Annotated in this window: 24 protein-coding genes; 7 read left to right on the top strand and 17 right to left on the bottom strand. The window is 40.0% G+C overall.

Translation table 11 applies throughout. The annotated features are described in order from the left end of the window. The first annotated feature begins 6 nt into the window (after positions 1–6). The 6 genes from tatA (at position 7) to CS889_RS01610 (ending at position 6292) form a co-directional block, all read left to right on the top strand. The gene (gene tatA / locus CS889_RS01640; RefSeq protein ID WP_000508579.1) at positions 7–252 is read left to right on the top strand and encodes a twin-arginine translocase TatA/TatE family subunit; all 246 of its coding nucleotides are present in this window, start codon (positions 7–9) and stop codon (positions 250–252) included. 2 nt (positions 253–254) lie between these two features. Further along, positions 255–1880: an arginine--tRNA ligase gene (argS, locus tag CS889_RS01635; protein WP_089086642.1), complete on the top strand. Its 1626-nt coding sequence runs from the start codon at positions 255–257 to the stop codon at positions 1878–1880. A gap of 276 nt (positions 1881–2156) precedes the next feature. Then, on the top strand, positions 2157–2912 hold the full coding sequence (locus tag CS889_RS01630; protein WP_089086641.1) for a HugZ family heme oxygenase: 756 nt from the start codon (positions 2157–2159) through the stop codon (positions 2910–2912). A gap of 574 nt (positions 2913–3486) precedes the next feature. After that, a complete protein-coding gene (locus CS889_RS01620; protein WP_089086640.1) occupies positions 3487–4188 on the top strand; it encodes an ATP-binding cassette domain-containing protein in 702 nt (233 codons plus the stop codon). Continuing rightward, a complete protein-coding gene (locus tag CS889_RS01615; RefSeq protein ID WP_089086639.1) occupies positions 4188–4943 on the top strand; it encodes an ABC transporter permease in 756 nt (251 codons plus the stop codon). Before CS889_RS01620 ends, CS889_RS01615 begins: the two co-directional genes overlap by 1 nt. A gap of 203 nt (positions 4944–5146) precedes the next feature. Further along, positions 5147–6292 carry a YbfB/YjiJ family MFS transporter gene (locus tag CS889_RS01610; protein WP_001263609.1) on the top strand — a complete coding sequence of 382 codons (1146 nt, stop codon included), beginning with the start codon at positions 5147–5149 and terminating at the stop codon, positions 6290–6292. Between the two features lie 5 nt (positions 6293–6297). Here CS889_RS01610 and CS889_RS01605 read toward each other — a convergent pair whose 3' ends face one another. The 17 genes from CS889_RS01605 to rplU form a co-directional block, all read right to left on the bottom strand. Beyond that, the gene (locus tag CS889_RS01605; RefSeq protein ID WP_089086638.1) at positions 6298–7263 is read right to left on the bottom strand and encodes a CobW family GTP-binding protein; all 966 of its coding nucleotides are present in this window, start codon (positions 7261–7263) and stop codon (positions 6298–6300) included. Next, entirely contained in the window at positions 7263–7625 is a 363-nt protein-coding gene (locus tag CS889_RS01600) for a hypothetical protein (RefSeq protein ID WP_000337905.1), read from the bottom strand. The genes CS889_RS01605 and CS889_RS01600 overlap by 1 nt, the downstream gene beginning before the upstream one ends. 45 nt (positions 7626–7670) lie before the next feature. Next, positions 7671–8552 carry a polysaccharide deacetylase family protein gene (locus tag CS889_RS01595; RefSeq protein WP_001040398.1) on the bottom strand — a complete coding sequence of 294 codons (882 nt, stop codon included), beginning with the start codon at positions 8550–8552 and terminating at the stop codon, positions 7671–7673. A gap of 12 nt (positions 8553–8564) precedes the next feature. Continuing rightward, complete coding sequence (locus CS889_RS01590) at positions 8565–9449, bottom strand: carbon-nitrogen hydrolase family protein (protein WP_089086637.1); 885 nt, start codon at positions 9447–9449, stop codon at positions 8565–8567. 83 nt (positions 9450–9532) lie between these two features. After that, positions 9533–9934 carry a hypothetical protein gene (locus CS889_RS01585; RefSeq protein WP_089086636.1) on the bottom strand — a complete coding sequence of 134 codons (402 nt, stop codon included), beginning with the start codon at positions 9932–9934 and terminating at the stop codon, positions 9533–9535. Positions 9935–9945: 11 nt separating this feature from the next. Continuing rightward, positions 9946–10206, bottom strand: coding sequence for an AtpZ/AtpI family protein (locus CS889_RS01580; protein WP_089086635.1), 261 nt, complete (start codon positions 10204–10206; stop codon positions 9946–9948). Between the two features lie 4 nt (positions 10207–10210). Then, on the bottom strand, positions 10211–11503 hold the full coding sequence (hemL, locus tag CS889_RS01575) for a glutamate-1-semialdehyde 2,1-aminomutase (protein ID WP_089086634.1): 1293 nt from the start codon (positions 11501–11503) through the stop codon (positions 10211–10213). A 9-nt stretch (positions 11504–11512) separates the two neighbouring features. After that, the gene (locus tag CS889_RS01570) at positions 11513–12067 is read right to left on the bottom strand and encodes a YceI family protein (RefSeq protein WP_000738980.1); all 555 of its coding nucleotides are present in this window, start codon (positions 12065–12067) and stop codon (positions 11513–11515) included. Positions 12068–12332: 265 nt separating this feature from the next. Continuing rightward, positions 12333–13328: an alginate lyase family protein gene (locus tag CS889_RS01565; protein ID WP_033743282.1), complete on the bottom strand. Its 996-nt coding sequence runs from the start codon at positions 13326–13328 to the stop codon at positions 12333–12335. A gap of 195 nt (positions 13329–13523) precedes the next feature. After that, positions 13524–14606, bottom strand: coding sequence for a GTPase ObgE (gene obgE / locus CS889_RS01560; protein WP_089086633.1), 1083 nt, complete (start codon positions 14604–14606; stop codon positions 13524–13526). 19 nt (positions 14607–14625) lie between these two features. After that, the gene (locus CS889_RS01555; protein ID WP_089086632.1) at positions 14626–15432 is read right to left on the bottom strand and encodes an ABC transporter ATP-binding protein; all 807 of its coding nucleotides are present in this window, start codon (positions 15430–15432) and stop codon (positions 14626–14628) included. Then, positions 15429–16292 carry an ABC transporter ATP-binding protein gene (locus CS889_RS01550; RefSeq protein ID WP_000599865.1) on the bottom strand — a complete coding sequence of 288 codons (864 nt, stop codon included), beginning with the start codon at positions 16290–16292 and terminating at the stop codon, positions 15429–15431. The genes CS889_RS01555 and CS889_RS01550 overlap by 4 nt, the downstream gene beginning before the upstream one ends. Before the next feature lie 11 nt (positions 16293–16303). After that, the gene (locus tag CS889_RS01545; protein ID WP_000443403.1) at positions 16304–17161 is read right to left on the bottom strand and encodes an ABC transporter permease; all 858 of its coding nucleotides are present in this window, start codon (positions 17159–17161) and stop codon (positions 16304–16306) included. After that, a complete protein-coding gene (locus CS889_RS01540; protein ID WP_001931708.1) occupies positions 17161–18165 on the bottom strand; it encodes an ABC transporter permease in 1005 nt (334 codons plus the stop codon). Before CS889_RS01540 ends, CS889_RS01545 begins: the two co-directional genes overlap by 1 nt. Before the next feature lie 10 nt (positions 18166–18175). Next, positions 18176–19822: an ABC transporter substrate-binding protein gene (locus CS889_RS01535; protein WP_089086631.1), complete on the bottom strand. Its 1647-nt coding sequence runs from the start codon at positions 19820–19822 to the stop codon at positions 18176–18178. A gap of 118 nt (positions 19823–19940) precedes the next feature. Then, positions 19941–20207, bottom strand: a complete 267-nt coding sequence (gene rpmA / locus CS889_RS01530; RefSeq protein WP_089086630.1) for a 50S ribosomal protein L27 — start codon at positions 20205–20207, stop codon at positions 19941–19943. 14 nt (positions 20208–20221) lie between these two features. Continuing rightward, entirely contained in the window at positions 20222–20536 is a 315-nt protein-coding gene (gene rplU / locus CS889_RS01525; protein ID WP_000119326.1) for a 50S ribosomal protein L21, read from the bottom strand. A 242-nt stretch (positions 20537–20778) separates the two neighbouring features. Between rplU and flgL the strand changes: the two genes are divergently transcribed. Then, positions 20779–23265 carry a flagellar hook-associated protein FlgL gene (gene flgL / locus CS889_RS01520; RefSeq protein ID WP_089086629.1) on the top strand — a complete coding sequence of 829 codons (2487 nt, stop codon included), beginning with the start codon at positions 20779–20781 and terminating at the stop codon, positions 23263–23265. The last annotated feature ends 320 nt before the right edge of the window (positions 23266–23585 follow it).

The raw sequence follows: 23585 nt of genomic DNA, 5'->3' as shown, positions 1-23585 counted from the left end.
TAAAGTATGGGCGGATTCACAAGCATATGGCATTGGGTCATTGTTTTATTAGTGATTGTGTTGTTATTTGGGGCTAAAAAGATCCCAGAGTTGGCTAAAGGTTTAGGCAGTGGGATTAAGAATTTCAAAAAAGCCGTGAAAGACGATGAAGAAGAGGCTAAAAACGAGCCAAAAACCCTAGACGCTCAAGCAACGCAAGCCAAAGCGCATGAGAGTAGCGAGATTAAAAGCACGCAAAAACAAGAAAGTTAAGCATGCACACTCTCATTAAGGGCGTTTTAGAAGAGGTTTTAGAAGCTGAAGTCATTATTGAATACCCTAAAGACAGAGAGCATGGGCATTACGCTACGCCGATCGCCTTTAATCTCGCCAAAGTTTTTAAAAAATCGCCCTTAGCCATCGCTGAAGAATTAGCCCTTAAAATCAGCTCGCATGAAAAAACTCAAGGGTTTTTTGACCGCGTAGTGGCTTGTAAGGGCTATATCAATTTCACGCTTTCTTTAGACTTTTTGGAGCGTTTCACCCAAAAAGCTTTGGAATTGAAAGAAAAATTTGGCTCTCAAGTTAAAAGCGAACGTTCTCAAAAAATCTTTTTAGAATTTGTGAGCGCTAACCCCACAGGGCCTTTACACATAGGGCATGCTAGGGGTGCGGTGTTTGGCGATAGTTTGGCTAAAATCGCTCGCTTTTTAGGGCATGAGGTTTTGTGCGAATATTATGTCAATGACATGGGATCTCAAATCCGCTTGTTAGGGATTTCTGTATGGCTCGCTTACAGAGAGCATGTTTTAAAAGAGAGCGTAACTTATCCGGAAGTTTTTTACAAGGGCGAATACATCATTGAAATCGCCAAAAAGGCGAGTAACGATTTAGAGCCAAGCCTTTTTAAAGAAAACGAAGAAACTATCATTGAAGTTTTAAGCGGCTACGCTAAGGATTTAATGCTTTTAGAAATTAAGGGTAATTTAGACGCTTTAGGCATTCATTTTGATTCTTATGCGAGCGAAAGAGAAATTTTTAAACGTAAAGATGCGGTGTTTGACCGATTAGAAAAAGCGAACGCCCTTTATGAAAAGGATTCTAAAATCTGGCTCAAATCTTCACTCTATCAAGATGAAAGCGATCGGGTGCTGATTAAAGAAGATAAAAGCTACACTTATTTAGCCGGCGATATTGTCTATCATGATGAAAAATTCCAACAAAATTACACCAAATACATCAACATTTGGGGGGCAGATCACCACGGCTATATCGCTAGAGTGAAAGCCAGCCTTGAGTTTTTGGGCTATGATTCTAGCAAGCTTGAAGTTTTGCTCGCTCAAATGGTGCGCTTGCTCAAAGATAACGAGCCTTACAAGATGAGTAAAAGAGCGGGTAATTTTATTTTGATTAAAGATGTGATTGATGATGTGGGTAAAGACGCTTTGAGGTTTATTTTTTTGAGCAAACGGCTTGACACCCATTTAGAATTTGATGTCAATACTTTAAAAAAGCAGGACAGCTCAAACCCTATTTATTATATCCATTACGCTAATTCGCGCATCCACACCATGCTAGAAAAATCGCCTTTCTCTAAAGAAGAAATCTTGAAAACCCCTTTAAAAAATTTAAACGCCGAAGAAAAATACCTGCTTTTTAGCGCTTTAAGCTTGCCTAAGGCGGTTGAATCTTCTTTTGAAGAATACGGCTTGCAAAAAATGTGCGAATACGCAAAAACTCTCGCCTCAGAATTCCACCGCTTCTATAACGCTGGCAAAATCTTAGACACCCCTAAAGCGAAAGAGCTTTTAAAAATTTGTTTAATGGTGAGCTTGAGTTTAACTAACGCTTTCAAGCTTTTAGGCATAGAAATCAAAACCAAAATTTCCGCTAAAGATTGAATCTAGATCCGTTTTAATGGAATTTAAAAAATGCTTTAAGTATTTTTTACAATTAAAATTATAAAAGAGCTTGATTTTAATCAAGTGATAGTTTTTTAAAAAAAGGTGGTCTTCTTGGGTTAGGGGGTTTTTAAGGGGGTTAAAGGGGATATTGTCGCAAAATGCCCCCTATCCCCTTAAGGAAAATTTTAAAATAAAGCGCTCAAAAGATTAAGCTCAAAATTAGTTTTTTTGATTATAATATTCTCATTATTTTTAAAAAATAAGGAGAATATTTTGCTTAATCGTATTATAGAACACATGAACGCTAATCATGTAGAAGACATGAAGGGCTTGTTGAAAAAATTCGGGCAAGTCCATCACGCTGAAAATGTCGCCTTTAAAAACGTGGATCCACAAGGCATTGTGATTGGTTATAACAACAACCAAACTTTAAGGATTGAATTCAACCACGAAGTTAAAGACCCTAAAGACTACAAAAACGCTATCATTGAATTGTGTCAAAGCGTGGAAAAAACCCATGATTTAAAAGGCGTGGAAGAAGAAGTTAAAGCCTTTAGAAAAGACTTTGATTCCGTTTGTTTAGCGACCTTACACCCTAATGGGCATGTGGTATGCTCTTATGCGCCTTTAATGACAGATGGCAAACAATACTACATTTATGTGAGCGAAGTGGCTGAGCATTTTGCGGGCCTTAAAAACAACCCCCACAATGTGGAAGTGATGTTTTTAGAAGACGAGAGCAAGGCTAAATCAGCTATTTTGAGAAAACGCTTGCGTTATAAAACCAATGCGAGGTTTATTGAAAGAGGGGCGGAGTTTGACAAAGCGTTTGATTCTTTCATTGAAAAAACCGGCGGTGCTGGGGGCATTAAAACCATTCGTGCCATGCAAGATTTCCATTTGATCGCATTGGATTTCAAAGAAGGGCGTTTTGTGAAAGGCTTTGGTCAGGCTTATGATATTTTAGGCGATAAAATCGCTTATGTTGGGGATAAAGGCAACCCGCACAATTTCGCTCATAAGAAATAAATTTTCATTTAAAACCATTTAGGAATATTTCCCAAACGCCTTGGTGCTTGGGATAAATGGTGTCATAAAAATCTGATTAACGCTCTTTATTTTCTACCACTCTTTGATGTTGTAGGGTTAGCTTTTTTATAAAGCAAGCAAAAAATTCGCTTTATTAATGCAATCAAAACACTTATTTGCAAAGCTCTTATTTTCTATTTCTAGAAAGGTTTTCCTAATCGCTCGCTCCTCTTTGAAAAAGCGTTGGAGTTTTATATGCTAAAACACCCATAAAGCCAATAGCGGGCAAAAAACACATTTATGAGAAAGTTTTGACAATAAGGGATTAAAAACTCCGTTTCTCTAGCTTTCTTGAGATCGTTGATTTCTTATTCAAAGCCTTGATTTTTTCCATTTTTTAGAGCTAAAACGCTTTTTAAAATCTCACTCGTTTGAATCGTGTCTGTCAGTAACGCTTTTAGCTTGTTTTAACAAAGATCAGTTATTTTTTTAGCAATACTGCACTCAATAAAACCATCATTTGAATATAATAACCCTAAATAGGATTTTAAATCATTTCTAATAGGGGGATTTTATGATTTCTAACATCAGCATACACCCAAAAACCATGTTTAAAAACGCTTTAAATATACAAGATTTTTCATTTAAAAGTCATACTAGTACAGCCATTATTGGCACAAATGGTTCTGGAAAATCAACGCTTATCAACACTATTCTAGGCATTAGATCAGACTATAATTTTAAAGCACAAAACAATAATATTCCATACCACGACAATGTTATACCACAACGCAAGCAATTGGGAGTTGTCTCTAACCTATTCAACTACCCACCTGGATTAAACGCAAATGACCTTTTTAAATTCTATCAATTTTTTCACAAAAACTGCACTCCAAATCTATTTGAAAAAAATCTTTTGAATAAAACCTACGAACACCTAAGCGATGGACAAAAACAGCGCTTAAAGATTGACTTAGCTCTTAGCCACCACCCCCAATTAATTATTATGGATGAACCAGAAACTAGTTTAGAGCAAAACGCTCTTATAAAACTATCAAATCTCATAAACTTGCGTAATACCCAGCAACTTACAAGTATCATCGCCACTCATGATCCTATTGTCTTAGATAGTTGCGAATGGGTATTGTTCCTTAAGAATGGCAACATTACTCAATACAAACCTTTAAATTCTATATTAAAATCTGTAGCTAAAACTTTTAACTTTAAAGAAAAACCAACCACAAAAGACTTATTAGTATTACTAAAGGATATTTAATGGGAGAAATTCTATCTATCCTAAAACTTGAAATCAAATCTTATCTCACCAATACAAGTGCACTATTTTGGACTTTTATTTATCCTATTTTAATGCTCCTATTACTAATTTTTGTTTTTTCAAAAAATACCACTGAAATTTTTTACTTTAATAACATTATAGGTTTAATGGGACTTCTTATTATTTCTAGCGCGATCTTTGGTCTCACACAAGCTATAACAAGCTCTAGATCGCATAATATATTCTTGTTCTACATGCTATCACCAGCAACTTTCAAACAAATAACTCTAGCATTAATCGCTTCAAGACTAATCGTTGTAATCCTATATGCTTTTATCTTTATTATTCTCTCTTTTTATGCGCTCAATATCATCACTATTCTCAATTTTAAAGCGCTTATTTTGGGGTTTGTTAGTGTTTTTTCAAGCGCATTGTTTTGTTTTTGCTTGGCAATTTTTGTAGCTAGAATTTTTCAAAACGAACAAAGCATCTTAGGATTTTGTAATATCATCAATCTCTATGCGCTAATGTCTTGTAATGTTTTTGTTCCTTTAGAATACCTACCTAATATTGGTCAATTATTTATCAAAACATCTATTTTTTACTACCTTAATCAACTTCTAATCAAAGCTTTTCAAGGGATTGATACTATACTGGTTTTAGCAACTTCAACATTTTTCATCATTGGTGGCATTATTTTATTTTTACTAAGCGCTAATCGCATGTTACTAACACCAAAAGAACGCATGCGTTAAATCCTTAATCCTACCATTTATCAATTGTTTAATTTTTTTTGCTCAATCGTGGGATAGCTCTTTAATGATACGAGCGCCCACTAAATAGCATGAACGCTCCTTGAATTTATTCTCATCTCGCTCCCATTATGCGCTATCAATTAACAAGTTTCAATATAATAATACAAAATCTTTTTATAACTTGTCATTTGTTAAGGATCAAAATGCGCGTGTTTGTTTGCTTTTTAGGGGTTTTTGTGTCTAACGGCTTGGCTCGTTTTGGCTATGTGGTTTTAATCCCCCTACTCATTTTATCAGGGAGTTTAACCCCACACCAAAGCTTCCAATTAGGGATTGCGGTATTAATGGGCTATGTTTTTGGGAGTTTTTTAATCCAATTTTTAAGCCCGTTAATGTCATTAGAAAGCATCGCTAAAATCAGTTTTGGCTTAATCGCTTTGAGTTTTTTAGTCTGTTATTTTGATAGCATCCCTTTCTTTTGGCTTTGGATCTGGCGTTTTATCGCCGGTGTGGCTAGCAGCGCGTTAATGATTTTAGTCGCTCCTCTCTCTTTACCCTATGTCAAAGAACATAAAAAAGCCTTAGTGGGGGGGCTTATTTTTAGCGCTGTAGGCATTGGATCTGTCTTTAGCGGGTTCGTTCTGCCTTGGATTAGCTCTTATAACATCAAATGGGCATGGATTTTTTTAGGGGGCAGTTGTTTGATAGCTTTCATCCTTTCCTTGGTTGGGTTAAAAACCCGTTCTTTAAGGAAAAAATCCGTTAAAAAAGAAGAAAGCGCGTTTAAAATCCCCTTTCATTTGTGGTTATTGCTCATTTCTTGCGCGCTCAATGCGATTGGTTTTTTACCGCACACGCTTTTTTGGGTGGATTATTTGATCCGTCATTTAAATATCTCCCCCACTATCGCTGGGACTTCATGGGCGTTTTTTGGTTTTGGCGCTACGCTTGGCTCTTTAATCAGCGGCCCCATGGCTCAAAAGCTAGGGGCCAAAGAAGCCAATATCTTTATCCTCATTTTAAAATCCATCGCATGCTTTTTACCCATTTTTTTCCACCAAATCTCTTTACTCAATTTAAGCATCTTTATAATGGGAGCGGCCACGACCGCTAATATCAATTTATTCAGCATGATGGCTTTAAAAATTGCAGGCGCGAAGCATTTCGCTCAAGCGTCTTCTTGGGTGGTGTTTTCTTTTGGCATTTTCCAAGCACTTTTCTCGTATCTTTTCACGATCTTTTTAGGGGATTTGGGCTATGTTTTGATTTTTGTTATTTGTGGGGTGTGTTTGGTTTTAAGCTTCATCGTTCTTTTCCCCATTAAAATGCAAACAGCTATCCATAAATAGAAAAATTATGGGGTTTCAAAACCCTTGATGCCGAGAAAATCCTTAAAACCCTTTAAGGAATTTAAGATTTTTTCACGCTCTAAATGGTGCACAATAAAAACGAGGTTAGAGCCGTTTTGATCCTTTAAAATATGTTTAGGCGGGTAAATGATATGCATCACGCCGTTAATGCTCACTAAAAGATCGCTTCCAATATCAATAATCCCCTTTATGCGTAAAATCTGCGTGCCGTATTGATACAACAACAAACTCAGCCAAATCCCAAACGCGCTCCATTCCATCGCACCTTCAAAACTAACGCTTAAAGTCTCAAAGCCTTGCGAGTGCGAATCTTTTGGCATTCTTGGCATAAAATTTCGCGCCCTATTTTTGCGTGAAAAAAAGCTTTCGTAATCTATATTTTTCTTGTCAAAAATTTCTGCGCTAGGGTTAAGGGATTGTATCCGCTCTTTTAGTTTTATTAGATCCACGCTGTCGTTTTGCAAATCCGTTTTGGTCAATAAAACGCCATCAGCAAAAACGATTTGCTCTTTAGCTTCGTTGTTTGTTAAATGCGTTTTAGCGTTCAATGCATCCACGCAAGCCATCACGCTTTGAATCTCAAAATGCGCCCCTAAAAAAACATCGCTCAAAATCGTCCATAAAATCGGTGCCGGGTTGGCTAAACCGGTGGTTTCAATGATGACGCGCTTTAGAATTTCGCCGCGCCATTCATAGTTATTGAGCGTGGCTTTTAGAGACTCCACTAAATCTAAGCGTTTGTTGCAACACACGCACCCTGCGTTAAGATAGAGCATTTTTTCACCGCAATATTGAACGCTTAAGATACGTTGATCCAAAGCGGCTTGCCCGATTTCATTGATGATAAGGGCAACGCCTTGGTGATCTATTTGGTTTAAATATTCGCTTAAAAAACTCGTTTTACCGCTGCCTAAAAAACCTGTGATGAGCGTGATAGGGATTTTAGGCATCAGTGAGTGGCGTGTGGGTTTTGATTTAAAAACGCTAACAGATTAGAATCTAGTGCGTCCATTTCTTTTTTGGCTAAGTTTTGCGCCTTACCCCATAAATCGCCTAAATCATTCACGATCACGCTCTGCCCTTTTTTATCACACAGCACAAACTTCGCGCCTTGCCAATCATCAATTTTTAGCCCATAAAACGCCAGAATTTGATTGAGCAACCCCACCCGTTTGAGCCTCGCTCTTTTGCGTTCTCTGGCGTTTTCATTCGCGCTAATAACCGCATTTGGCCCTCTCAAATTTTCATCGCTCCCGTAATTTTCATCGGTCCAATGAAAAGAGCTGATAAGTTCCCCGCATAAAACGCACATCTTAATCTCCCAAATCAAACGCCAAAAATCTTTTTGGCGTTATCGCTATTTTTTTCTAGGGTTTCGTTTTAAGAAATCGTCAGCGATTTCATTGAATGTTACCCAACGCACGCCCTCGTGCTGGTTGATATGCTCAATGATTTTTTCATGCATGAGCAACACTTGCGGGCGTCCGCTCACATCAGGGTGGATTGTCATGCTAAATACTGCATAATCCATCTCACGATAAACCCAATCAAATTGATCGATCCACATTTGCCCTATATCGCGCGGGCTTACAAAACCAAAGCTATTGGGGGATTTTTTGATAAACATCATCGGCGGTAAATCGTCCAAATACCAATTCGCAGGGATTTCCACTAAATTTGTTTCCACCCCACGGATTAAAGGCTTCATCCAATCCTTGGCCTCCAAACTATAATCAATCTTGCTCCAACTATCCCCCACGCGCACGAAATAGGGCGTGAAATCATTGTGCATGAGCGAGTGGTCGTATTTGAAGCCGTGTTTTAAAAGCAATTCATTAGTGATATTAGAAAACTCCCACCACGGTGCCACATAGCCTGTGGGGGCTTTGCCGGTGAGATCTTTAATCAACTCAACGCTTTTTAACAAAACATCTTCTTCTTGCTTGGCCGTCATAGCGATAGGGTTTTCGTGCGAATACCCATGTGCACCCACTTCATGCCCTGCATCCACGATCATTTTCATTTGCTCTGGAAAAGTTTCAATAGAATGCCCTGGTGCGAACCAAGTCGCCGGGAGATGGTATTTTTTAAACAATTTCAAAAGCCGTGGGATCCCCACTTCCCCCGCAAAAAGCCCACGCGAAATATCATCAGGCGAATCCTCCCCACCATAGCTCCCCAGCCAACCAGCCACCGCATCAATATCCACGCCATAAGCCACTAAAATTTCTTTTGCCATAATCGCTCCTTTTTAAGTGAGTTTTCCAAACCCCTTTTTGGTGAGTTTGGTGTCAAAATCTTGTAAATAAGGGATTTTTTGGCGTTGCAGTGCCACTTCGTTTAAATCCATTTCGGCGATAATGACCTCATTAAGCTTGGTGGCTTGCGCGATGATTTTCCCATTGGGCGCGATGATTCTTGAATCGCCTGCAAATTCTAGCGTTTGTTTTAATTTGGCGTTAGTTTCTTCCCCACTATGATTGCACGCGCACACAAAACAGCCATTTTCTAACGCTCTAGCTTTGCTCAACAAATCCCAATTATAAGCTCTAGCTTTGCCAAACGCACTAGGATAGATTAAAACCTCAGCCCCTTGTAACGCAAGCAGGTTCGCACCCACGCCAAAGCCGATTTCATAGCAAATTTGCAAACCCACTTTCGCACTAAAATCCCCAAAATCCAGCGTAAAAACCTCGTATTTTTTACCCCTTTTGAAGCGAGACTTCTCATCGCCCCACAAATAGATCTTGCGGTGTTTGCCAACGATTTTTCCTTTTGGTGGAATGATATAAGCACTATCGTAAAGTTTTTTATTATTTTTTTCAATGCTGCATGCCACGATATGCGTATCGCTAGATTTTGCAAAACCGCTTAACGCTCTTAAAGTCTCGTTTTTTAGGGTTTCCTCTCCATGCTCTATCGCTTTAAAATCCAACCCAAAATCCGCATCCTTATCTTTCACACAATAACCGCTATCAAACAATTCCGGTAAAACGATGAGATTCGCGCCTTTGTCGTGGGCTTCTTTGGCCAGATTGAGCGCTAATTGCAGGTTTTCATTTAAGGCGTAGGGTTTGGATTGCATTTGAATCACAGCGGTTTTTAGGATTCTTTTAGCGGGATTTTTTGTTTTCAAGATCCACTCCCATTTTTGTTTTTATTGTATAGGATTAAAAATTAAAAGAGGGTTAAAGGGGTTAAAATCCATGCGAGTTTGTGTCAAAACTTACCATTATTGTTTAAGAATCGTAATAACGCGCTAGAGAGCGAGCTCACAAACACGCCGATAAGAAAGATTAGCCCGTTAAAAAGATGCGAAAATAAAAGCACTCCTAAAATGCCTAATAAAACCCCATACCCCCCTAAACGCCACACATTGAAAGACATTTCCAAACCCAGGGCGAATTTTTGGAATTTTTGCTTTTCTTCTTTTTCTCCATTTTGTTTCCTTAAATCCAAACGCTTTTTAACGCCGTAATACGAAGACAACGCCACGATAAAAAACCCTAAAAACCCCCCTTCAAAATTCAAAACCCCTTGAAATGCTTGGAAAAAATAAACGATAATCGCACTAACTATATTGATAAAAAGCAAAATAAGCAAGCATTGGATTTGGCACATGGGCTTTTGATTTACTTGGTTCTATGCGTGTATTTAGGGTCTTTGGCCAGTTCTTCATAGTCTTTTTGTATGTTTTTATAAGCTTTATAGACATTGAGAAAGCTCGCTAACACGCCCCAAATAACCCCAAGCCAAAAAAGCCACGAAATGTGAGTGAGTTTTTTAAGCCCATAGCCTATAGCCACGCCCATAAGGATCGCTACCACCATAGACAACCCTAAGCTCAAATAATTCGCCCCCTCTATAAACTTGTAATACTTTGGCTTTTTCAAAAATTCACACGCCCTTTATGATTTCATCAAAACTCTCATCGGCTTTTGCAATCGCTAAATCAATCATCTCTTCAGTCATAGGCTCACAAATAAAGCCGGTTTCAAAGCTTGAACATGCCAAATACACGCCTTTAAAGAGCATTTTTTGATGGAATTTCGCAAACATTTCGGTATCGCTTTTTAAAGCGTCATCAAAATCACGCACCGCATTTTCGTTAAAGAAAAAGCCAAACATGCTCCCCATGTTGAGCGTCTCTAAAGCGATGTTATAGTTTTGAGCGCTCTTTTGTAAGCCTTGAGTCAAACGAACGGCTAAAGCGTTTAAGCGAGTATAAAGGGTTTTGTCTCTTTTGATTTTATAAAGCGTGCTCAACCCTGCGCACACCGCTAGGGGGTTACCGCTTAAAGTGCCTGCTTGATACACGCCTCCAATGGGTGAAAGCAAGTCCATAATTTCCGCACGCCCTCCAAAACACGCCAAAGGAAGCCCCGCGCCTATCACTTTACCAAAGGTTACCAAATCCGGCACGACGCCATAAAATTCTTGCGAACCGCTCAAACTCGCTCTAAACCCGCTCATCACTTCATCTAAAATCAGCACCGCTTGGTATTTTTCACACAAAGCCTTTAAACCCAATAAAAACTCTTTTTGAGCCGGCACTAACCCCATATTCCCGGCAATGGGTTCAATGATAACACAACCCACATCGCCTTTTTTAAAGCATTCTTCTGTGGAGTTCAAGTCGTTATAGCGAGCCACTAAAGTGTGTTTGCTAAAATCATTTGGCACGCCTAAAGAAGAAGGAGATCCAAAAGTGGCACACCCGCTACCCGCTTTCACTAATAAGGAGTCGCTATGCCCATGGTAGCACCCTTCAAATTTGATCAAATCGTCTTTTTGGCTATAAGCTCTAGCGAGTCGTATCGCGCTCATGGTCGCTTCCGTGCCACTATTGACTAAACGCACCTTATCTAAGCCTTCATAACAAGAAATGATCTCCTTAGCTAAAGTGGTTTCTAACTCTGTGGGAGCGCCAAAAGAAGTGCCTTTTTTTAAGACGTTAATAATATTTTCTTCAATCTCTTCGTTCGCATGCCCAAAAATCAAAGGCCCCCAACTTTGCACAAAATCTATATAATGATTGTTATCCACATCATAAAGATACGCCCCTTTACCTTTTAAAATAAAGGGTGGAGTGCCTTTAACGCTCTTAAACGCCCTCACAGGCGAATTGACCCCCCCAGCGATCACCTGCTTGGCTTCATTAAAATCATTAATGCTGTGCAACAACTCCATGAGTTTAAATTATCCCTTGATCATGCTTTCAAATTGGATTTCCACTTGCGACCAAGTCAAGCCCTCATGAAAACTTTCGCATCGTTTAGCCAAGCTCGCTAATTCGTTTTTCAAGCCAAAATTCAATAAATCCAAAACCCCTTTAACCACGAGCTTATCATCAGCAATCGTGTATTGCATAGGCACTTTCACCAGCTTTTCATTCATCCTCACATAAGCCGTAAGAGAACCTGCATGATCGCCTTCTATCACATTTCTAAAAGTTACTTTAATGTTAGTGTTTTTAAAAAGAGCGAAAAAAGCTTCCTTAACGTTTTTGTTTTTAGTGTCATCGCCCAAATTGACTTTCAAGCTATCCATGCTCGCGCTCGCCCCTTCTAAAAGGGTTTTCAAACTATCTTGAGATTTGCCTAGTTTATAAGTGATGCTTTCAAAACTCCCGCTCACCGGCGTTTTAGCCTTAGTTTTAAAGGCTGTCCATGTCGTTTTAGCTGAAGATAGATCCAGATTCACCGCTTGCAAAAACCCTGCTAGTAAAACCGATACCAAAACCATTTTTTTCATTCATTATCCTTTAATGTGATCTTATCAATAACGCCTATTATTTTAGTGTAAATACGCATGCTTACAACTAAAATGATTCATTTTGATAATCATTTGCACTCTAAATACGACTTAAAGATACAATTGCGTTTATTTTAAACTCTTTTTGTAAATAATGCTGACTGAACCAAACATTCTCAATCAGTAAAAAAAATATTTTTATTGGAGCACATGACTTAAGAAAAGAGAACAACCTCTACGCTATGATCTTGAATACAGAACCAATTCATGGCGATCGGAGTTTCAGCCTGAAGCCATCTTCATGCAAATCGCCTTGCTCTAAAAGCTCATCCGCGCTAGGGCTAGAATAATGTTTGGCTAAAATAATGAAATAGGCGTTGTTATGCACCCCAATGAGGTTAGGCTGGAAATAGGGGAAAGTTTCAGGGTTTAGAATCCATGTTGCGGCTTTGTTATACGCCACAGAGAGCCTTTGCCCAGCTCCACTACCCCACAAATCATACCCGTTCTCAAAAAGCAATTCGCCTGATATAGTTATCGCAAGAAGTGCAAAATTGGTATAAGCTATCCCCTTAATGCCCTTTGTAGGGCCGCCATGATAATCGCTCGTATCACTCCTAGTGATCGCGCTAGCAATAACCCCATTCCCATCTATGGCTTTAAATATCCAATCCTGCCACCGATTAGCGCTGTTTTGCAAAAGGGCATGATCATCTAGCGCTAACGCAGAGCTCACATCAAAGAGAATCCCCCACGCCCCATGGTTAGTGTTAAGAGCTGATTGAGAATACTGACGCATCCGCCTAATGAAATCTTCATATTCTGGGCTAGGAAATTCTTTTTTGACAAACCAATAAGCCATGTTCATATAAGGCATGTAAAAATTGATATTGTCCTCGCTTTGATAAGTATCCACGCTTTGAAGCTCATTAGCCCAAGCGTTTAAAATCTCTATAGCTTTTAAGCCGTATGGTTTGTTTTGACTCACTAAATAGCCTAGCGCTAAATCATAGGAAACCATAGCGGATTTTTTAAAACTCTTGGTGCAGGCATCAGGCTCTCTAACCCCAGTAGCAGTGTAGTGTTTTGATGCGTTAAGTTGCGCGCATGGCTGTATTGTTTGGGAGAGCTTTTTATCAAGGTGGAGCTTTTTGGGCAAATCTATAGATTTAAAATCCCTAAAAAAGTAATCTTGCTCAGCGTAAGCTTGAACGCAAACGCAAACACATATGAACAACAAGAATAAAACAAATCTTTTCATCTCTCGCCTTTGCTTGAATTGATTAAAAAATAGCGTTTTATGGCAACGCTTTTAACAACAGAAATTTCACGCCATTACATTATGCGTGTGTCTTTGCGCATCTTATGAAACACCCTCTATAATCCCCACCCCACACGCTATAATTTAGGGGAGTGTATCTAGCTTGATTAAACTATTTTCAAATACAACAGGGCTTCATTGTAACGCTTTCAACAACACAAATTTAAGCGCATGCGTGTTAAGAGTGCTAACTGCTGAAAGGGGCAAGACAAAGAGCGCTGATTGTTCATTGGGGTTGTTTTCAAAATCGCTAGTTAAATTGGGGTGCAAAAACCCTAAATACGGCTCTAAATCAAACGCGTTTAATTTTTGCGCTCCTAAGTTTAAAAAGGCGCAAAAATCCTTAGTCATCTCATCAATGTTTTCTACAACATCGCATTTATTGAGCAACACCCCAAAAGGCTTGTTGGCCAGAGTGGGTGAAAATTTCTCTAACTCCAATCTCAAGCGTTTGTATTGCTCTTTAATACCCAAATCCAACCTAGAAGCGTCTAAAACAAAGGCTAAAACTTTGGTGCGTTCAATGTGCTTTAAAAAGCTAATCCCTAAGCCTTTTCCCTCGCTAGCCCCTTCAATAATGCCAGGAATATCCGCCATTAAAAATTCGCTTTTTTCATCCACGCTCACAACCCCTAAGTTAGGCACTAGAGTCGTAAATTCATAGTTAGCGATTTTAGGCTTAGCGTTAGAGATGGTGGAAATGAGCGTGGATTTACCCGCATTAGGGAAGCCCACTAACCCTATATCAGCGATGAGCTTTAATTCCAAACGCACGCATTTTTCAACCCCCTCCAAGCCTTTTTGCGCGTAAGTGGGTTGCTGTTTAGTCGCGCTTTTAAAATGCACATTCCCTAACCCCCCCTTGCCTCCTTTTAAGGCTAACACCCTTTCTTTAGGCGTGATCAAATCAAGCCACAACTTGTCACCTACAAAAACCTGCGTTCCTGGCGGCACGACAATGATCTTGTCTTCGCCCTTTTTGCCTGCGCAATTCCGTGTGCCTCCTGGAGCCCCGTTTTTAGCCTTATGGTGTTTAGTGCCTCTAAAACTCGCTAAAGTGTCGGTATTGTTATCCACTTCAAAATACACATCGCCTCCATCGCCTCCATCGCCTCCGTCAGGGCCTCCTTTGATGACAAATTTTTCTCGCCTAAAACTCACCATTCCAGGCCCCCCCTTACCCGAAGCGATGATGATTTCCACACTATCTACAAACACAGCTTAAATACCCTTTCTTTTATTCAGCAAATCTTTGCATGGATTTTTCCAAATGCGGCACCGCATTGAGTAATTTCTGCGTATAAGGGTGCTTTGGAGCGCTTATCACGCTATCCACATCCCCCGTTTCTACGATTTGCCCTTGATTCATTACGATGATTTTATCGCTTATATGCTCCACCACCCCTAAATCATGGCTGATAAAAATATAAGTCAGCCCCATTTCTTTTTGCAAATCCAAGAGCAAATTCAACACTTGCGCTTGAATGGACACGTCTAACGCAGACACAGGCTCATCGCAAATCACCACGCTAGGATGCAAAATGAGCGCCCTAGCAATGCCGATTCGTTGCCTTTGACCGCCTGAAAATTGGTGAGGGTAACGATCGATCCATTCTAATTTCAAGCCCACCTTTTGCATGATCTCTAGCACTTTTGTTTTGATTTCTTTTTTTGAAAAATGAGAATTTAACAGCAAGGGTTCAGCGATGATCTCGCCCACTTTCCACCTTGGGTTCAGGCTAGAATAAGGGTCTTGGAAAATCATTTGCACCTTTTTGCGGTAATCAAACCAATCCTGTTTGCTAAAATGCAAATGGCGCTTGCCATTGAAATAAATCGCCCCGCTATCTTGCCTTTCAATCCCGGCTAAAATTTTGGCTGTCGTGCTTTTCCCACAACCGCTCTCCCCCACGATGCTTAAAACTTCATTTTGTTCCACTTCAAAACTGATCCCATTGAGCGCATGGATCACTCTTTTAGGCTTGAATAACCCCCTGTCTATCGCATAGGTTTTTTTCAATTCTTTAACTTCTAAGAGCTTCATCGTAACTCCTTTTGAAAACTCAAATAATCCACATTTTCATCCACGGTTTCTAAGCGTTTTTTGCGGTATTCTTTGCCCGGTTTAGGGATCGCATTTAAAAGAGCTTTGGTATAGGGGTGTCTTGGGTCAGCAAAAAGCTCTTTGGCGCTCGCTTGCTCCACCACATGCCCTTTATACATCACCACCACTTCATCAGCGATTTGCGCCACCACGCCTAAATCATGGGTGATAAACAAAATAGAAGTGCCTTTTTTTTGTTGCAATTCTTTCATCAATTCCAAGATTTGCGCTTGAATGGTTACATCTAACGCCGTCGTCGGCTCATCAGCGATCAAGATTTCAGGCTCACACACCATAGCCATAGCGATCATCACCCTTTGGCGCTGCCCTCCGCTGAGATTGAAAGGGTATTCATGGTATTTATCCCCGGCATGGGGAATGCCCACGCGCTCTAATTCATAGACCACCCTTTCTAAGCGTTCTTTTTTATTAAGGCTTGGGTGGTGGATTTTTAGCACTTCATTGATTTGAAACCCCACCGTGTAGGAAGGGTTTAGGCTCGTCATAGGCTCTTGAAAGATCATGCCAATTTTCTTGCCCCTGATTTCTTTTTGCATCTGCTTTTCTTTGAGTTGCAACAAATCCTGCCCTAAAAATTGAATGCTCCCCCCTACAATTTTCCCGGGCTTTTCAATCAACCCTAAAATAGAAAGCGAAGTGATACTCTTCCCGCTCCCGCTCTCCCCTACAATGCAGAGCGTTTGAGACTTTTTCAAGCCAAAACTCACGCCATCCACCGCTTTATTCACGCCCTTATCGGTGAAAAAATAAGTTTTTAGATCTTTAACTTCTAAAATCATGCAAGCTCCTTTTAAGAGGCGCGTTTAGGATCTAAAGCGTCCATGATGCCATCGCCTACCAGATTAAAACTCATGACCGTTAAAAAAATCATCACCCCAGGGAAAACAAGCATCCACGGAGCGGTAGCGATGTATTGCATGGAATTCATCAGCATCGCCCCCCATTCAGGCTTTGGAGGTTGCGCCCCAAGACCTAAAAAGCTCAGCGCGGCCGCTTCTAAAACCGTGGAAGCAAACCCCATTGTAACTTGCACGATCAAAGGGATAATGCAATTAGGAAAAATCACCTTACACATCAAACGAAGGTGCGAAGAGCCATTGATTTTAGAAGCGATCACGTATTCTTTTTCTTTTTCGCTTAACACAGAACTGCGCACCAATCGTGCAAACCCAGGGATCCCTACAAACCCAATAGCGAGCATGGCGTTAGTGAGTGAGGGCCCTAACACCGCGACCACAATCACGATCAATAAGATAGAGGGCAAAGCGAACATGATGTCCATGATACGCATGATAACCGCATCCGTTTTCCCCCCAAAATACCCCGCTATCAGCCCTAGTATCGTGCCAAAAAAGACCGCAATCCCCATAGACACAATCCCTATGGTTAAAGAAATCCTAGCCCCATAGATCAAGCGGCTCAAAATATCGCGCCCCAAATCATCGGTGCCTAAAAGGTATTTAGCATTCCCCCCATGCTCCCATATAGGTTTTAAAAGGCGATCTTGCGCGTTTTGCACATAAGGATCATAAGGGGCTAAAAGGGGCGCAAAAACAGCACAAACCACCAATAAAAGCACAATCCATGCCCCAACGACCGCCGCCTTATTTTTTTTGAATTGTTGGATAAATTCTCTAAAAGACTCCATTATGACAACCTTATTCTAGGATCAATAAAAGCGTATAAAACATCTACTAAAAGGTTAGCCCCAATATACATCATGGCAATAATCAAAGACATGGACTGGATAATGGGGAAATCGCGCTGGTTGAGCGCATTGACGATCCACTTGCCAATCCCAGGCCATGAGAAAACCGTTTCAGTTATCATGCTCCCCCCTAAAAGCCCGGCCAACATCAAGCCTGCGATAGTCGTTACAGGGATTAAGGCGTTACGCAAAGTGTGCACAAAAATCACCCTAAAGGAGCTGCACCCCTTAGCTTTAGCGGTGCGCACGTAATCTTCTTTAGACACTTCTGCCATGCTTGCGCGAGTCATCCTGGCAATAACAGCGGTAGAAACCGTGGCTAACACAATGCTAGGCAAAATCAAGTGCCTAATCGTATCCACAAACGCCCCATAATCTCCTGCGATCAGGCTGTCTATCAAATAAAGACCTGTAGGGCCATCTAAGTAATACACATCGCTCAAACGCCCAAAAACAGGCAACCACCCCAATTGCACGCTAAAGATATAAATCAGCATGAGCCCTAGCCAAAACACGGGCATAGAAATCCCGGCTAAAGCGAAAGTCATGCTAGAATAATCAAACACGCTATAGCGTTTGATCGCAGCTAACACGCCAACGCTAATACCCAAAACAAGAGCCATAAACAAAGCGATCAAAGCCAATTCCACCGTAGCCGGGAAGCGTTGCCAAAACTCATGCATCACAGGCTCACCAGTCATGATAGAAGTGCCAAAATTGCCATGCAACACGTTATTGATAAAGAAAAAATACTGCTCTATCAAGGGCTTATTCAAGCCAAATTGCTCCCTTAAAGCGTCAATAGCGGCTTGATTGGCCTTTTCGCCTAAAATCACTAACGCCGGATCTCCTGGCACTAAATGCACCATCATAAACACGATAATGCTCACTCCAAACAGCGTGGGGATCGCCCACAAAATACGCTTAATGATAAAACTCAGCATACAACCTCTTTTATTTTTCTAAATACACCTTAAAGAAGCGATTCACGCTCACTCCGGTCGTTTTATAGCCTTTGACTTTAGACAAGTGCGGCACCACTGAATAAGGATAAGCTAAAGGCACATAGGGCACGTCTTTATGGATAATTTCTTGAGCCTTTAAATAAAGGGCTTCCCTCTCTTTTTGATCCGAAACCCGTTTAGCCTTTATGAGCAGATCGGAAAAGGCGTCGCTCTTATAAAAGGAACCATTTTGAGTGGGTATGGCTGAAGCGGCTTGCTTGCTCCATAAGGTGTATAAGAAATTATCCGGATCCGCAATGTCTGCCATCCAGCCTGCAAACGCCATTTCATGCTCGCCTAATCCCGTTCTTTTCAAATAAGCCCCCCACTCATACACTTCAATTTTCACATCAATGCCAATTTTAGCCAGGCTCGCTTGTATGAACACCGCTCCTTTTGGGTTACGAGTGGAAGTGGTAAAAATAGTGGTTTTAAAGCCGTTAGGATACCCCGCTTCTTTCAGTAACTCTTTAGCCTTTTTCAAATCGTATTCATAGGGTTTGATATTATAGTTATAACCCCATATGGTGGGCGGGAAAGGATTGACCATTTTTTGGGCAAAGCCTTCATAAATCACCTTAATATAATCATCAACATTGATGGCATGATTGATAGCCAAACGCACCAAAGGGTTGTTAAAATACTTTTTTTGCGTGTTCAATGAAAGCCAATTGGCAATTAACCCAGGGCTTCTATCCACCACGATATTAGGAAGTTTTTCTAATTGCTCCACTTCATTGAGATTAGGCCCAGTCATGAGCATGATTTCGCCGGTTCTTAACGCTAAAGCACGAGTGGAAGAATTAGGAATGGTGCGCACCACCACCTTATCCAAATAAGCTTTAGGCCCCCAATAATCTTGATTTTTTAAAAGGATGATTTTTTCATCTTTATTCCACAAAAAGAATTTGAAAGGCCCTGTCCCAATAGGTTTTTTAGCCAACTCGTCTTTTTTATTATTTTGAGCCAAGTAATCAGCGTAATCCTTACTCAAAATACTCAAAAAGTCCATGCCCAAATTCGCTAAAAACGGGGCTTCTGGCCCATTAAGCGTGAATCTAATGGTATAGTCATCTAAAGCTTCAATGCTCTTAATAATATGAGACATGCCCATGCCTTCCCAATACTTATAGTTTTTAGCCCCCGGGCTATAGTATCGTTTAGCCTTATCCATTTGGCGTTCAAACGAAAACAGCACGTCTTTAGCGCTAAACTCTACTTTTTTATTCCAATACTTCGTTTGGTGGAAATAAACCCCTTTGCGTAAATGAAAGGTATATACAAGACCATCTGGGGATATTTCCCAACTCGTCGCTAACGCTGGTTCAACTTCTGTCGTGCCGTATTTGAATTGCACGAGCGTGTCATAAATATTGCCCGTCGCCACATAGCTTTCGCCATCAGTTACTAAGGCCGGATCCATGCTCGAGCCATCAGCGCCTCTTGCAAAAACTAAAACGCCTCCAAAACGCTTTTGTTCTTCAACAGAAACATTTTCTTTAGATGGATTAAGAGTGGCGTTTTCTGAAGCTTTTAAAAAAACCCCAAACAATAATAAAACAGAAAGGGATAAACCCTTGATAAAAACGCTATTCATAAACTAGTCTCCACAACACATATTCTACAAAGAGTAGAGATCTAAATTATAAATATTTTATGGTGTTTATAGGCGTTTAACAAACACCCAAAGGTTTAATTAACCTTTAAAGGTTACCCTACTCCCCAAAATTCCCACTAATTACAGAAACTTTTTTGCGGCTTCTGTCTTTATGCTCAAACTTCACAACGCCATCTATGAGCGCGTATAAGGTATGGTCTTTCCCCATGCCCACATTATTACCGGGATGGATTTTAGTGCCTCTTTGGCGTACGACAATATTCCCTGCTCTCACAAATTCTGAGCCAAATTTTTTCACGCCTAAGCGTCTTCCTGCAGAATCTCTGTTATTCTGCGTACTCCCTTGACCTTTCTTGTGTGCCATTGTTTAATACTCCTTTATGCTACAATTTTAGTGATTCTCACACGAGTGAAATCTCTTCTAAAACCACGCTTGGTTTTGCTGTCTTTTCGGCGGCGTTTTTTGAAAGTGATGACTTTTTTGCCGCGCCCTTCATTGATCACTTCCGCTTCAATTTTAGCCCCATTCACAAAGGGTTTCCCACAAGAGAGTTTGCCCTCTTTAGATACGGCTAACACTTCCACTAATTCCACTAAAGCCTTAGGCTCTTTATTCATTTTATCCAATAAAACAATATCGCCTTCAACGACTTTATATTGCTTACCGCCATGCTTGAATATTGCGTATGACATTTCTATTCCTTAAAAATTGAACGCTCTTTTTAAAATAAGTGCTTATTATAGTGAGTATTTGCTAAAATTTAACTTTAAATTGAGTTTAAATTCATATTAAAAGAATTTTTTTACTCAAAAACACCCCATTTAACCCGCCATTATTCCTCCGCATTGCCCCACTCAAACCACTCACAATTGTTATTAAGCTTATTTTGGAATACTTTTAGCTTGTTTATTAAAAAACCAATAAGGATTTGATCATGCGCGTTACCTTTGGCTCAAAATACAACCAAATGAATCACTACCAAAACGCTTTACAAAATAAAATCAATGACGCTAACACGCAGATCGCTTCAGGGCTAAAAATCCGTTATGGTTATCAAAACAGCGACATTAACAACCAGAATTTAAAATTCCAATACGAAGAAAACACCTTAGATCAAGGCATTGATGTGGCTCAAAACGCTTACGCTTCAACGCTCAATACCGACAAAGCCTTGCAAGAATTTTCTAAAACGATGGAGGCGTTTAAAACCAAACTCATCCAATCCGCTAACGATGTGCATTCAGAGACTTCTCGCGCCGCTATCGCTAACGATTTAGAACGCTTAAAAGAGCATATGATGAATGTCGCTAACACCTCTATAGGGGGGGAATTTTTATTTGGGGGCAGTAAGGTGGATAGACCTCCCATTGATAGTAATGGGAAATACCATGGCAATGGCGAAGATTTAAACGCGCTTATTAGCTCTGATAACCTTGTGCCTTATAATATCAGCGGGCAAGATTTGTTTTTAGGCGCGGATAAAGACAAACACAAGCTCATTACCACCAACATTAAATTACTCAATCAAAACAAGCTCCATCCTGATGTGATGGATGCTTTAGAACATTCTTCATTGCCTGAAGAAGTTTTTATTAAACCCAGCGATACCTTGCGAGAACTCATCGGCGATAACGATAAAGACCCCACTAATGATCCTAAAGAGTTTTTTTATTTGCAAGGCGTTAGGCCTGATGGCTCTAGTTTTAAAGAAAAATTCGCACTAGATAAAGCCTATCAAAACCAAGAAAGCGCGACTAAAGTGAGCGATTTGTTGGATAAAATCGGTCATGCTTACGGGAACACTTCGCAAAATAAAGTCGTGGATGTGAGTTTGAACAATTGGGGGCAAATTGAGATCAAAAACCTAACCCCCGGCAGTGAAAATTTGGATTTTCATTTGATTTCTAGCGATGGGGATTTTGATGATTTAGACGCCTTGCGTTCGAGCGCTAAAAGGGTTACTGAATATGTCAAAAGCGCGTTTGTAACGGATAGGAGTTTGAGTCAAGTTAAAGCGGTGCCTAACATGTATAATCCCAAGGTGCTTGAAATCCCTAGCGTGTTTGTGACTAAAGACAATGTTTTAGCCAACAAAAACACTAAATTGAGCGAGATTTTTGGCGATAAGGTGGAAACTTTAAAAATCAACGCCAGCCGTTTGGGCGATGAAAGCACTATTAAAATCCCAAACCTCCCTATTAATTTGGATATTCCCATTCTTTTAGATGTGAAAAACTCTACGATTAAAGATTTGAAAGACGCGATTAAAGAACGCTTCAATAATGAAGTAGATGTGGAAATTGAAACGAACGGGCGTTTGAGGATCATTGACAATTCTTCTAAAGAATCGCCTATTTCTTTTGCCTTAAGCACCCTGGATCAAAAAGGGCTAGAAGTGGCCGGTATCCCTACTAATAACGCGAGCGAATACCAAAAAACCTACTTCAATAAAGAAGGGGCGAAATTAGAAAGCAATGTCGCTCAAACCGCTCAAAATGGCGCGGCTAATGGCTCTACTAAACTGAGTGAAGTCTCTAATGGGAGTTTAGAAAATAGCGTTTTTAACATGAAATTAAACGATGTGAATGGTTCGTTTTTAGAAGTGCAAATGAATTTGGATCCTAATGGGGCTTTTTTGAGTTTGCCTAATGGCGTTAAAATCCCGCTTTATGACCCCACAACCGCTGATATTCAAGCGTCTAAACCCAATGAAGTCACTTACAGGCAGCTCATGGATGCGATGAGTATCGCGCTCAATTACAGCAACACTGATCCTGCAATCTACCAACAAATCAGCGATAACCCCACTTCAAAAGAAAGCAAGGAGCAATTTATTGGATTGTTAAAACAAGCTAAAGACAACCTTTCTATTAATTTGAATGAAGAGGGTAAAGTCATTATCCAAGACAACATGCATTCAAACACCAAAATGCAGTTCATGCTTTTTGATAAAGACGCGAATGATTTTTCTCAAAACGCCTTGCACAGCGACAAACCAAGCCTTAAATTAAACGCTAATAACGCTCTAATTATTGACAAGCCAAGCGTGAATTTTTTTGATCAATTAGAAAATACCATCACTTCTGTAAGAAAAGGGATTTATCGCCCGGACGCTTTAGGGGATACTTATTCTAGCGACATGCGTAATTTAGGCATTCAAAACGGCATCACCCTTATAGATCACTTGAGCGATCACATAGAAAAAATGATCGCTAAAAACGGCGCTCATGGCAAGGCGTTTGAAAACATCATCAGGCGTAATGAAGTTTTAAAAACGCAAGTTCAAAGCATTCGTGGGGAAACGACCGGCACGGATATGGCAGAAACTTATAACAAATTTTCCAATCTCACTAACAACTATAACGCTGTTTTAGCTTCCACGAACAAAATCAATAATCTGTCTTTAACGAAGTATTTATAGTCTTTTGGTGGTTTTTAAGCGTTTTATTGAAGAGAAAAATAAATTAAAGGCTTTGTTCTATTAAGCATAAACAAGCCTTATAATGGGATTTTGGTTATTTTGCTTTAAGCTCATTCTCTTAAGGGGATAGGGGGTATTTTGAATACCTCCTCTACAGCTCCCAACTAAATCCCCTAACCCCAAAAGAACGCATTACAAGAAAATATCACCCAACTAGCGTCAAGCTTTTTTATATCTATATTGTAAAAAACGCTTTTTAGCATTTTTTAAATTTTTACCCTCTTATCGCTTTAAGGCATCTACAAAAACCCCTCCTTTTG

Origin of the sequence: Helicobacter pylori, from assembly GCF_900120335.1 — a bacterium.
Taxonomy (GTDB): Bacteria; Campylobacterota; Campylobacteria; order Campylobacterales; family Helicobacteraceae; genus Helicobacter; species Helicobacter pylori_BU.
The sequence above is the reverse complement of the archived record's forward strand: the minus strand, read 5'-3'. Positions and strand labels throughout refer to the sequence as shown.